Origin of the sequence: Agreia sp. Leaf210, assembly GCF_001421485.1 — a bacterium.
Taxonomy (GTDB): Bacteria; Actinomycetota; Actinomycetes; order Actinomycetales; family Microbacteriaceae; genus Agreia.
Genome location: NZ_LMKK01000001.1, coordinates 1,226,864 through 1,238,530 on the forward strand (window position 1 = coordinate 1,226,864; position 11,667 = coordinate 1,238,530).

At 68.2% G+C, this 11,667-nt stretch carries 11 protein-coding genes; 8 read left to right on the forward strand and 3 right to left on the reverse strand.

Features of this window, described 5'->3' with window-relative positions:
* Positions 1-8 precede the first annotated feature (8 nt).
* Positions 9-1,961 carry a M13 family metallopeptidase gene (locus ASE64_RS05915; protein ID WP_055777109.1) on the reverse strand — a complete coding sequence of 651 codons (1,953 nt, stop codon included), beginning with the start codon at positions 1,959-1,961 and terminating at the stop codon, positions 9-11.
* Positions 1,962-1,987: 26 nt separating this feature from the next.
* On the opposite strand from ASE64_RS05915, the gene ASE64_RS05920 reads away from it, so the two are divergent.
* Genes ASE64_RS05920 through ASE64_RS05930 form a run of 3 tightly spaced genes read left to right on the forward strand, consistent with a single transcriptional unit; the run spans position 1,988 to position 5,068 of the window.
* The gene (locus tag ASE64_RS05920; protein ID WP_055777113.1) at positions 1,988-3,301 is read left to right on the forward strand and encodes an MATE family efflux transporter; all 1,314 of its coding nucleotides are present in this window, start codon (positions 1,988-1,990) and stop codon (positions 3,299-3,301) included.
* Positions 3,302-3,332: 31 nt separating this feature from the next.
* Complete coding sequence (locus tag ASE64_RS05925; RefSeq protein ID WP_055777116.1) at positions 3,333-4,394, forward strand: SDR family NAD(P)-dependent oxidoreductase; 1,062 nt, start codon at positions 3,333-3,335, stop codon at positions 4,392-4,394.
* Positions 4,391-5,068 carry a glycosyltransferase family 2 protein gene (locus ASE64_RS05930; protein ID WP_055777120.1) on the forward strand — a complete coding sequence of 226 codons (678 nt, stop codon included), beginning with the start codon at positions 4,391-4,393 and terminating at the stop codon, positions 5,066-5,068. The genes ASE64_RS05925 and ASE64_RS05930 overlap by 4 nt, the downstream gene beginning before the upstream one ends.
* A 15-nt stretch (positions 5,069-5,083) precedes the next feature.
* Here ASE64_RS05930 and ASE64_RS05935 read toward each other — a convergent pair whose 3' ends face one another.
* Positions 5,084-6,151: a S41 family peptidase gene (locus ASE64_RS05935; RefSeq protein WP_082465920.1), complete on the reverse strand. Its 1,068-nt coding sequence runs from the start codon at positions 6,149-6,151 to the stop codon at positions 5,084-5,086.
* A 224-nt stretch (positions 6,152-6,375) separates the two neighbouring features.
* On the opposite strand from ASE64_RS05935, the gene ASE64_RS05940 reads away from it, so the two are divergent.
* From ASE64_RS05940 to ASE64_RS05950, 3 genes are read left to right on the forward strand one after another with little or no spacing between them, the layout of a single operon-like run.
* Positions 6,376-7,032: a TIGR04282 family arsenosugar biosynthesis glycosyltransferase gene (locus tag ASE64_RS05940; RefSeq protein WP_055777126.1), complete on the forward strand. Its 657-nt coding sequence runs from the start codon at positions 6,376-6,378 to the stop codon at positions 7,030-7,032.
* A gap of 9 nt (positions 7,033-7,041) precedes the next feature.
* On the forward strand, positions 7,042-8,298 hold the full coding sequence (locus ASE64_RS05945; RefSeq protein ID WP_055777129.1) for a molybdopterin-dependent oxidoreductase: 1,257 nt from the start codon (positions 7,042-7,044) through the stop codon (positions 8,296-8,298).
* A complete protein-coding gene (locus ASE64_RS05950; RefSeq protein ID WP_055777133.1) occupies positions 8,295-8,744 on the forward strand; it encodes a hypothetical protein in 450 nt (149 codons plus the stop codon). Before ASE64_RS05945 ends, ASE64_RS05950 begins: the two co-directional genes overlap by 4 nt.
* A gap of 14 nt (positions 8,745-8,758) precedes the next feature.
* Here ASE64_RS05950 and ASE64_RS05955 read toward each other — a convergent pair whose 3' ends face one another.
* Positions 8,759-9,256, reverse strand: coding sequence for a CGNR zinc finger domain-containing protein (locus ASE64_RS05955; protein WP_055777135.1), 498 nt, complete (start codon positions 9,254-9,256; stop codon positions 8,759-8,761).
* 85 nt (positions 9,257-9,341) lie between these two features.
* Between ASE64_RS05955 and ASE64_RS05960 the strand changes: the two genes are divergently transcribed.
* Positions 9,342-10,211: an alpha/beta fold hydrolase gene (locus tag ASE64_RS05960; RefSeq protein WP_055777138.1), complete on the forward strand. Its 870-nt coding sequence runs from the start codon at positions 9,342-9,344 to the stop codon at positions 10,209-10,211.
* 16 nt (positions 10,212-10,227) lie between these two features.
* Positions 10,228-10,752 (forward strand): GNAT family N-acetyltransferase, encoded by a 525-nt coding sequence (locus tag ASE64_RS05965; RefSeq protein ID WP_055777142.1) that lies wholly within the window; start codon positions 10,228-10,230, stop codon positions 10,750-10,752.
* Positions 10,753-11,667 lie beyond the last annotated feature (915 nt).

Consider the following 11,667-nt stretch of genomic DNA (forward strand, 5'->3'; position numbering starts at 1 on the left):
AGCGTGAGCTACCAGATCGTGACGCGCTCCTCGGGAGCCAGCCACAGGGCATCCGACTCGCTCACGTCGAACGCACCGTAGAACTCGTCGATGTTGCGCACGATCTGGTTGCAGCGGAACTCGTTCGGCGAGTGCGGGTCGATCGACAGCAGGCGAACCACCTCTTCGTCGCGGGACTTCTGCTGCCAGGCCTGCGCCCACGACAGGAAGAAGCGCTGCACGCCGGTGAGGCCGTCGATCACCGGCGGCTCCTCGCCATCGAGCGACAGCAGGTACGCGTCCCACGCGATGCTCAGGCCGCCCAGGTCGCCGATATTCTCGCCGATCGTCAGCGCGCCGTTGACGTGCTGGTCGGGAACCTGCGCCGGAGCGAGCGCGTTGTACTGGTCGATCAGCGACGAGGTGCGCTTCTCGAACGCCTCCCGGTCGGCCTCGGTCCACCAGTCGGTGAGCCGGCCGTCGCCGTCGAAGCGCGAGCCCTGGTCGTCGAATCCGTGCCCGATCTCGTGGCCGATCACCGCGCCGATCGCGCCGTAATTCGCCGCGGCATCCCGGCTCTCGTCGAAGAAGGGGTACTGCAGGATGGCCGCCGGGAAGACGATCTCGTTGAAGCCGGGGTTGTAGTAGGCATTGATCGTCTGCGGGGTCATGAACCACTCGTCGCGATCGAGGGGCTTGCCGATCTTGCCCAGCTCGCGCTGGAACTCGAACTCGCTCGTGGCCCGGATGTTGCCCGCGAGGTCTGCGGCGTCGATGACCAGAGTGGAGTAGTCCCTCCATTTGACCGGGAACCCGATCTTGGGGGTGAACTTGTCGAGCTTCTCGAGCGCCCGTTCGCGCGTGGCGGGGGTCATCCACTCGAGGTCGGTGATGGATGCCCGGTACGCCTCGATGAGGTTGGCGACGAGCACATCCATGGCCGCCTTGGCTGTCGGCGGAAAGTGGCGGTCGACATAGATACGGCCGACGGCCTCGCCCATGGCACCCTCCACGAGCGACACACCGCGCTTCCAGCGAGCGCGCATCGTCGGCGTTCCCGTGAGGGTGCGGCCGTAGAAGTCGAAGTTCTCGTTCACGAACACGGCGGGCAGATAGGCCGCGGCGCCGTGCACGACCTGCCACGACAGCCAGTCGCGCCACGCATCGAGGCGATCCTCGGTGAGCAGCTCTGCGATGCCCGAGACGAACGACGGCTCGCGCACCACGAGCTCGTCGAAAACACCCTCGGGGGCGCCGAGCGCCGAGCGCCACAGCTCGAGGTCGACGGAGGGGGCCGACGCGGCGAAGTCGTTCCAGCCGACGAGGTTGTAGGTGGCCTGGGCGTCGCGGGTGCGCACGTTGTCCCAGTGCGTCGCGGCGATCGCGGTCTCGAGGTCGAAAACGCGCTGCGCGCTAACGGCAGGCTCCGAGAGTCCCGCGAGCGCGAACATCCGCTCGATGTGCTTGAGGTACGCGGTTCGGATGTCGGCGAACTTCTCTTCACGGAAGTAGCTCTCGTCGGGCAGCGAGATGCCGCCCTGCTCGAGGAACACCAGGTAGCGCTCCGGGTTGCCCGGATCGTTGTCGACGAACAGGCGGAAGAAGCCGCCGACTCCCTGGCGCTCGAGGTGGGCGGCGGTCTCGAGCAGCTCGCGCACAGTCGAGACGCGGGCCGCGTCGGCGAGCTGGGCCTCGATCGGCGTGGTACCGAGGTCTTCGACGCGCTCCTCGTCGAGGAAGCTGGCGTAGAGGTCGCCGAAGGTGCGCTCCTCTGTGCCGGGCTCGGCATCCTGCGCCTCGATGATGATGTCGCGCACGGCCTTCTCGGCCTCTTCGTGCAGCTGATAAAACGAGCCGTCTCGAGCCCGGTCGTCGGGAATGACCGTTCGGGCTATCCACTTGCCGTTGACGTGCCTGAACAGGTCGTCCTGCGGGCGGATGGAGGGGTCGAGTTCGTTCAGATCGATGCCGGAAGTCGTCATTGGGCAAGCCTAGCTAGGCTCGCAGTGTGAAGGCTCTGGATCGCGACATTCTGCGTCTCGCCGTTCCGGCCCTCGGGGCCCTCGTCGCCGAGCCCCTGTTCCTTCTCACCGACACCGCCCTCGTCGGGCACCTGGGCGAGACGCCCCTGGCGGGCCTCAGCATCGCCAGCGCCCTGCTGCAGACCGCGATCGGCCTGCTGATCTTCCTCGCCTACGCCACGACTCCCGCGGTCGCACGTCGACTCGGCGCCGGCGACAGGCCCGGCGCCATTCGCGCGGGCATCGACGGTCTCTGGCTCGCTCTCGCGCTCGGGGTCGTGCTCGTCGTCGTCGGCCTCGTCGCGGCCAGGCCCCTCGTGCACCTCTTCGGCGCGACTGCAGCTGTCGAGGAGCAGGCCGTCATCTACCTGACGGTCTCGCTCGCCGGGCTGCCCGCGATGCTGCTCGTGATCGCCGCGACCGGACTGCTGCGCGGGTTGCAGGACACGAAGACCCCGCTCATCGTCGCGGTCAGCGGCTTCGCGGCCAACGCGGGCCTCAATGCGCTCTTCATCTATGGTTTCGGCGCGGGCATCGCCGGTTCCGCCGCGGGCACCGTCGTAGCCCAGTGGGCGATGGCCGCCGTGTATCTCGTGATCGCCGTGCGGGCATCCCGCAGCAACGGCGTCAGCCTGCGGCCCGGGCTGGCGGGAGTGACCGGCGCCGCGGCATCCGGCGGCTGGCTCTTTCTGCGCACGGCGAGCCTGCGCGCCGCCCTGCTCGCCACGGTCGTCGTCGCGTCTGACCTCGGCGTCGTCGAACTCGCGACGTTCCAGATCGCATCGACGCTCTTCTTCACGCTGGCGTTCATCCTCGACGCGCTGGCCATCGCGGGGCAGGCCCTGGTGGGCCACGGCCTCGGCGCTCAGGATGTCGAGCGCGTGCGGGGCGTGATGCGGCGCCTCGTACTGTGGGGAATCGGCGCCGGGCTCGCTCTCGGCATCGGTATCGCCGCCCTCTCTCCCTTGCTCGGCCCGATCTTCTCGTCGAGCCGCGACGTGCAGCAGGCCCTGGTCGCGCTCGTGCTCGTGATGGCCGTCGGCGTTCCTCTGGCCGGCTACGTCTTCGTTCTCGACGGCGTGCTGATCGGGGCCGGCGACGCCCGCTACCTCGGCCTCGCCGGGCTCGCGACCGTTCTGATCTACGCGCCGCTCCTGCTGCTCGTCGCCCTGTTCGGCCCCGACGGCACGACCGGGCTCATCTGGCTGTGGCTGGCATTCGGCTTCGGCTACATGACGGCGAGGGCGGTCACCCTCGGGCTGCGCGCTCGGGGAACCGCCTGGATGCGCAGTGGCGGTTAGGCTGATCATCCACGTCTTTGGGGGTCATCACATGCCGCATCTGCTCGTCACCGGCGGCGCCGGTTTCATCGGCAGCGAGATCGTGCGCCAGGCTCTGGATGCCGGATGGTCGGTGCGCGTGCTCGATTCGCTGCGGGCCGACGTGCACGAGACGGCCCCCGCGCTCGACGAGCGCGCGGAGTTCGTGCTCGGCGACGTGCGCGACGAGGAGACCGTGGCGCGGTCGCTCGAGGGCATCGACGCGGTCTGCCACCAGGCCGGCAAGGTCGGCCTCGGGGTCGACTTCTACGACGCCCCCGACTACGTCTCGTCGAACGAGCTCGGCACGGCCGTGCTGCTCGCTGCCATGACGCGTGCCGGCATCGACCGCTTCGTCGTGGCCTCGTCGATGGTCGTCTACGGCGAGGGAAGCTACCGCAACGAACTGGGCGAGAAGGTGCGTCCTCCCGCGCGACGTGTGGCCGACCTCGAGGCCGGACTCTTCGAGCCGCTCGACCCGAGCAGAGAGACCGCCCTCATCCCCGAGCTCATCACAGAGGATGCGCCGCTCGATCCGCGCAACGTCTACGCCTCGTCGAAGCTGGGCCAGGAGCACCTCTCTGCGTCGTGGGCCCGCTCGGCCGGTGGGCGCGCGATCGCTCTGCGCTATCACAACGTCTACGGGCCCGGCATGCCGCAGAACACCCCCTACGCCGGAGTGGCCTCGCTGTTCCGTTCGGCGCTCGCTCGCGGCGAGGCGCCGAGGGTCTTCGAAGACGGTGCCCAGCGCCGCGACTTCGTGCACGTGAGCGACGTGGCCGCAGCGAACCTCGCGGCCCTCGACGCGACGGCCTCGGTCGGATCGTCGTCGTTCGCGGCCTACAACGTGGGCAGCGGCGTCGTGCACACCATCGGCGACATGGCGGCCGCGATCGCCCGCGCATCCGCCGGAGCCGACCCCGTCGTGACGGGCGAGTTCCGCCTCGGCGACGTGCGTCACATCACCGCATCGAGCGACAAGATCGCCCGCGAGCTCGGCTGGCGCGCGGCCGTCGACTTCGACGCCGGAATGGCCGAGTTCGCCACGGCCCCGCTACGCTCGGCCGCATCGTGACCGACGCCGCCCTCGTCGACGTCGTGCTGCCCTGCCTCAACGAGGCCGAGGCCTTGCCCTGGGTGCTGTCGCGACTGCCCGACGGCTATCGGGCCATCGTCGTCGACAACGGCTCGACGGATGGCTCGGCCGACATCGCGCGCGCGGCCGGCGCCACGGTGGTCGCCGAATCGCGCCGCGGCTTCGGCGCGGCAGCGCACACCGGCCTGCTCGCCGCGACTGCGCCGATCGTCGCCTTCTGCGACGCCGACGCCTCGATGGATCCCACGGAGCTGCCGACACTCGTCGAGCGGATCACGGCCGATCGAGCCGATCTCGTGCTCGGCCGACGCATCCCGACGACAGCAGGGGCCTGGCCCCTGCACGCGCGCTTCGCCAACCGTGCCCTCTCGTTTCTCATCAAGCGCCGGGCGCACATCGCGATCAAGGATCTCGGGCCCATGCGCGCGGCCCGTCGAGAGGGTCTGCTGTCGCTCGACCTGGCAGATCGCCGAAGCGGCTATCCGCTCGAGATGCTGCTGAAGGCATCCGCCGCGGGCTGGCGCATCGAGGAGTTCGACACCCCCTACAGCCCGCGCGTCGGTCGGTCGAAGGTCACCGGAACGATCCGTGGCACCTACATCGCCGTGAAGGACATGTCGAAGCTGCTGCGCGAGGTGGAACGCCGAGGCTGACGCTCCGTCAGAGGACTACCTTCGCGTCGCCAGCCACACGCCGATCGCGGCGTCGAGTTGATCGTCGTCGACGGTCTCGTCAGGTTCGATTGGCACGCCGTAGCGCTTGCCGGTGCGGTCGGCGTCGACCGCCACGGTGAGGTTCACCACCGCTCCGTCGTAGAGCCTGAACGGCTGATTCGCCGTGCTGAAGCCGTAGCTCGGCTGCCCGAAGACGCGCACGTTCGACTGGCCGATGAAGGCGATCGCGACCGCCTCCGCTGAACTGCCGGTCATGCCGTTGACCACCACCGCGACCGGCCCGTCGACCTTCGGATGAGGGGCGCTCGCCTCGCTCTGCTGTGTGCCGCCGGAGGAGACCGCGCCTCCGTCGACGGAGATGACGGTCGAGGCGTCGATGGATTCGAACGTCTCGACGGTGCCGTCGTCGAGAAGAGGTGCCACGGCAGCGAGCATCGGCCAGACGTTGCCGCCGTAATTGTCGCGCAGATCGACGACCCAGGCCGAGGTGGTCGGGGCCGCCGTGCCGATCGCGGAGACGGCCGTGTCGATGTACTTCTGACCGAAGGAGTCGCTCCCGGTGCCGCCGCCGATCAGCGTGGGAAGCCGAATGGTCGTGACGCCGTCGGCACTCGAGACCGTCGGCAGCTGGTTCGCCGACGTGCTGCCCGACGACGGGCCGAACATCTCGGCGGCCTTCACCGGATCGGCGAACGTCGTGTGCGGGCCGCCCAGCTCGGTGGCTGCTGTGGCGAGCGCGTCGTAGGTGTCTGCGTAGTCAGTGGCGTTCGCCACCTCGGAAAGAGTCTCGGCCCGCACGTCGTCATACCGGCTCGGCGTCGCCTCGAGTCCGCGGCGCATGTCGTCGAGCGCATACTCCGCGTACTGCTGAGGCGACGGCGGCGCGACGTAGATGCCGTATGTGCGCAGCAGAGGAGCGGCCGCGACGATGCCCCCGACTCCCAGCGCGGCCACACCGACCAGGGCGACGCCCACGATGATCCCCGCGCGACGTCGACGCCGCCGTCTGTCTTCCGGCGTGCGGGGCGTGGTCGACGGGTGAGTTGAGGTGTCTCCGGGCATGATGTCACTCTACGAATCGTGAATCCGAGCCGCGTCAGACCACGGCACGATCCCGGCCCGACGTTCCTCGACCTGCAGTACGACCGAGACGCCACATAGCGCACATCATCGGCGAAAGGAATCCGATCGGGCCTTCGCGACGAAGTACATACAGTGACCAGTAAGGGTCGCTCGATAACGTGCCTCGCTACAGAGACCAACCGGAGACCAAGCCAGGAGGCCTCATGCTCACCATCGCAGTCATCGCCAAGGAGTGCATACCCGGGCGCGTGAAGACGCGGTTGCACCCGCCGTTCTCGCTCGAGGAGGCGGCTGAGATCGCATCCGCGAGCCTGGGCGACACGCTCGACGTCGTGTCGGCCATCCCCGCCGACCGGCGCATCCTGTTCTTCGACGGCCAGAACCCTCCCGCCGAAGCCGGCGGTTTCGAGGTTCTGCAGCAGAACGAGGGAACGCTCGACCAGCGCCTGGGCTATCTGTTCGACTCGGTCGACGGCCCTCTGCTGATGATCGGCATGGACACACCGCAGGTCACCCGCGAGCTGCTCGAGCCGGCGCTCACCCGGTGGCACGACGACATCGACGCGTGGTTCGGCTTCGCGAGCGACGGCGGATTCTGGGCTCTCGGCATGCGCGAGCCCGACGGCTCCCTGATCCGCGGGGTCGCCATGTCGGAGGCAGAGACAGGGCGCGATCAGCTCGAACGCCTGCTCGAGGCCGAGCTACGGGTCAAGCTGCTGGCAGAGATCAACGACGTCGACTCGATCGACGACGCGCGCGAGGTCGCCTCGATCGCTCCCGACGGACGGTTCGCCGAGGTGTTCGACCGCGTCAGTGTCAGGGCTGGCGTGCGCGACCTGCAACTCGACCGCAGAGCCTAGGCCGACATCGTGAGACGCCTTCTCGCAGCGACGCAGCAGGCTCTCGCGGCGCCCCCTCGCAACCCCCGCATGGCGGTGGTCATCGGCCGCCTGCTCGCCATCGCCTTCCTCCTCTGCTTCGGCACCGGCCTCTACAGTCACTTTCTGCAGGAGCCGGAGCCGTGGATGCGGTTCTCGACGGTGCCCGCGCAGCTCTACCAGGTGACCCAGGGCATCCACATCACCGCCGGAATCGCCTGCTTTCCGCTGATCCTCGGCAAGCTCTACACGATCTACCCGCAGCTGTTCCAGACGCCGCCCGTGAAGAGTCCGCTGCACCTGCTCGAGCGCGCATCCATCGCGCTGTTCGTCGGCGCCTCTCTCGTGCAGATCACCATCGGCCTGCTCAACACCTACCAGTGGTACCCGTGGAAGTTCGGCTTCCGCGAGGTGCACTGGGCGCTCTCGTTCGTCGTGATCGGGTCGCTGGCCATCCACATCGCGGTGAAGCTGCCCATGATCGCCCGCTTCTGGACGCGCAATTCCGAGGGCACGCGCGAGCTGCGCGGCGAAACACCGGGTGGCGAAACCGCTCCGGATGCCACTGCTCCCGTCGCCGAATCGGCTCCGGTCGGCGGCGTCACGGGTCGCATCTTCCGCTGGATCGACGGCGCGCCGTCACCCGAGCCCGCGGTGAGTCGACGTGGATTCATGACCGCGGTCGGCGTCTCCACGGCCACCGTCGTGGCCCTCACAGCCGGGCAGTCGTTCGCCGCGCTCAGCCCCTTCAACATCTTCGCGCCGCGCGTGAAGGGAACCGGACCGAACGCCCTGCCCGTGAACCGCACGGCGAAGGCGGCGCAGGTTCTCGACACCGCGGTGTCGCCCGACTGGGCGCTCACCATCTCGAACGGACCCCGCACGGTCATGCTGACCCGCGCCGAGCTGCTGGCACTGCCCCAGACCACCGTCGAATTGCCGATCTCGTGCGTCGAGGGCTGGAGCCAGATGGCCACCTGGAAAGGCGTGCGTCTGCGCGAGCTGCTCAACAAGGTGGGAGCAGACACCTCGCAGGGACTCAAGCTCACGAGCCTCGAGAAGAAGGGCGGCTACCGGGTCACCCAGATGGGCCCTGAGTACGCCTTCGACGCGTCGACCCTCGTCGCGCTCGAGGTCAACGGCGACACTCTCGATATCGACCACGGCTACCCGGCGCGCATGATCGCTCCCGGCAGACCGGGCGTTCTGCAGACCAAGTGGCTCAGCAAGCTGGAGGTCGAGGCATGAAGATCACACGCGTCATCCTGATCGTGCTCGGCCTCGCCGGGCTGTTCCTGGGCGCCCTGATCATGGTTCAGAAGCAGCGCCCCGACCAGATCGTGGGCGTCGTCGTCTGGATCGTCGCCGCCATCATCGTGCACGACGGCATCCTGTCGCCGCTGCTCCTGCTGCTCGATGTCTGGATGCGCCGCGCCGGTCGCCGCATACCGTTCGGTGTGCTCGCCATCATCCAGGGCGGCGTCGTGGTGGGCGCGATCATGAGCATGCTGGTGCTGCCCGAGATCTACAAGAAATCGCTCGGCACGAAGAACCCCACGATCCTGCCGCTCGACTACGGGCTGAACCTGGCGCTCTTCTGGGCCGGGGTCGCGGTCCTCACCGCGGCGGCCTGCGTCGTGTACCTGCGGCGCCGACGAGCATCCGCATCGGCGTCATCCGCGTCGATCGGGTAGCCCCGCGGCCGACCTCAGGGTCGCGACCGACTCGCGTGCGTGCGTGCCTTCATCCGGTTGCCGCACGTGGTCATCGAACACCACTTGGCGGTACCGGGTCGGCTGTGATCGACCAAAAACAGGTTGCACTCGTCGTTCGCGCACGCGCGAAGCCGGCCGCGCAGCTGCGTCGTCACGGTCGACCAGGCGAGAACGGTCTGCACGGGAAGACGGCTCTCGGTCGGGGCGTCGAGCTCCCACATCACACCGTCTGGGGTGACACGCGGCGTACGCGCGGTGCCGGCGAGGAGGCCGGCGAGTTCATTCACCGCGGCCGGATCGTTTTCGCGAATCACCGACTGGATCGCGTCGCGGGCGCGCCGTAGCTGAGCGAGCTCGTTCGCCGTGCCGGTTCCGCCCCAGCTGCGCGCGAGCTCTCGCCCGGCTGTGCCGTCCAGGCCGTCGAGCGGTCGTCCGTCGACCACGGGCGCGCTGTTCAAGACGGCCAACAGCAGTTCCTCGTCCCGATCCATGGCTCCTCGCTCCCGTGCTCCGTGTGCAGCGTCCCGTCTATGCTACCGTCTGGCTAACCAGTAAAACAAACTTAAGGGGTTAGCAATGGTCACCGTCCACCACCGCACCGTCTCTGTCGACGGGCTCGAGGTCTTCTGGCGTGAAGCCGGGCCCGCCGACGCACCCGTGCTCGTCCTGCTCCACGGATACCCGAGCAGCTCGCACATGTTCCGGCACCTCATCCCGAGGCTGGCAGAGCACTATCGCGTCATCGCGCCCGACCACATCGGCTTCGGTCGCTCGTCCGCGCCATCCGTCGACGACTTCGAGTACACCTTCGCCGCCCTGGCCGAGACGACGGCTCGGTTCCTCAGCACCATCGGCGTGACGCGGTACACGATCTACGTGCAGGACTACGGCGCCCCCATCGGCTGGCGGCTGGCGCTCCGCGACCCTGCCGCGGTCGTCGGCGTCATCACGCAGAACGGCAACGCCTACGAAGAGGGATTCGTCCCCGAGTTCTGGAACCCGATCTGGGCCGATGCCGCCGAGCGTACCGCCGAGACGCGCGACGCGCTTCGTCCGGCCCTCGGTCGTGCGGCCGTCGAATGGCAGTACACGCACGGCGTGCCCGATCCGTCGACCGTCGATCCGGATGCGTGGGAGCACGACCTCGCGCTCCTCGCCCGGGCGGGTCAAGACGACGTGCAGCTGGCTCTCTTCCGCGACTACTCGAGCAACAGGGATCTCTACCCGGCCGTCCACGAGTGGATCCGCACCTCGAACGTGCCCGTCCTCGCGATCTGGGGACGCAACGACGAGATCTTCGACGCCGCCGGCGCCCACGCGTTCCTGCGTGACGCACCAAACGCCCGCCTCGAGCTCCTCGACGGCGGACACTTCCTCCTCGAATCCCACCTCGACCTCGTCGCCACCACGATCACGAGCTGGCTGGCCGAGAAGCGACCTGCCTGAGGGGCATGATGGGGTCGTGCGCATCATTCGGAGCCCCCGCCTGACCCTGCGGCCGTGGGAGTCGGGCGACGCCTCCTTTCTCCTCGATCTCGAGTCCCGCTGGGAGACCGTGCGCTATCTCACTCCCGATCCCACGACCATGGCGACGCTCGACGAGGCAGCCGCATCGATCCTCCGTCGCCGCGCCATCGATCATCCTGTGCACGGGATCTGGGCGATCACGCTCACCGAGACCGGTCGGCTCCTGGGCAATCTGCTGCTCAAGCCGGTCTCGGTGAGCTCGGGAGGCTCCCGGCCGGCGCCTGTCGAGATCGGCTGGCACCTGCATCCGGATACCTATGGCCACGGCTACGCGACGGAGGCGGCCGACGCGGTGCTGAGCGACGCAGCGGCGCGGGGGCTCGAGTTCGTGATCGCCGTCACCGACCCGCGAAATCTCGCCTCCCAGCGCGTCTGCCTGCGGCTCGGCTTTGCCGAAAACGGCGCCACGCGCGATTACTACGACACCGACTATCTGCTGTTCGAAAAGTCGTTGGTCTGATTTCTTTCGAATCGAACCAAACCATCCGCGGGAGGGTGCCGAATCATTCGTGTCTGCAACACCACCCAGCGAAGGAATCAACACCATGCGCAACTTCACGAAAGCAACACTCGGTCTTCTGACCGCCGGCATCCTGACCGTCTCGATGGCCGCCTGCTCGAGCTCATCCGAGTCGACGGAGTCGACCTCGTCGTCGCCCACGTCGTCCGCCGAGTCGACCCCCACACCGGTCGCGTCGATCCCGTCGCTCACCGGAGTCGACACCGCNAGCCCGAGGAGGACCGACTCGTGATCGTCGACGATCGCAACGTGAGTCGACGGAGTCGACCTCGTCGTCGCCCACGTCGTCCGCCGAGTCGACCCCCACACCGGTCGCGTCGATCCCGTCGCTCACCGGAGTCGACACCGCCGTCAAGCTCGACGCCGGATTCGCCTCCGCACTCACCACCCTCGGACTCACCCCCGGCACCGTCGGCACCGCAACCCTCGTCGACGGTTCACTCATCTTCCCCATCACCGGCGGAAACGTCGACTACTACGACCCCAACGAGTCGTACCGCCCCTACGTCCAGGGCACCATCGAGCACGAAGGCTCCGGCTTCTCCCTCACCGCCGGTGACACCGTCGTCGAACTCACCAACTTCACCATCGACCCCGGCACCTCCAAGCTCTACGGTGACGTCGCCGTCAACGGCACCTCCGCCGTCAAGCAGGCCCTGCTCTTCGACCTCCACGGAGGAACCCTGAAGCCSCTCCAGACCGGCCCGAACGACACCGCCATCCTCGAAGGCACCACCGTCCACATCTCCTCCGACGCCGCCGGCCTCCTGAACGACACGTTCAAGACCGACGCCGTCAAGGCCGGCCTCCTCGTCGGAGTCGCCAAGATCACCGTCAACACCAAGTAACACCCCC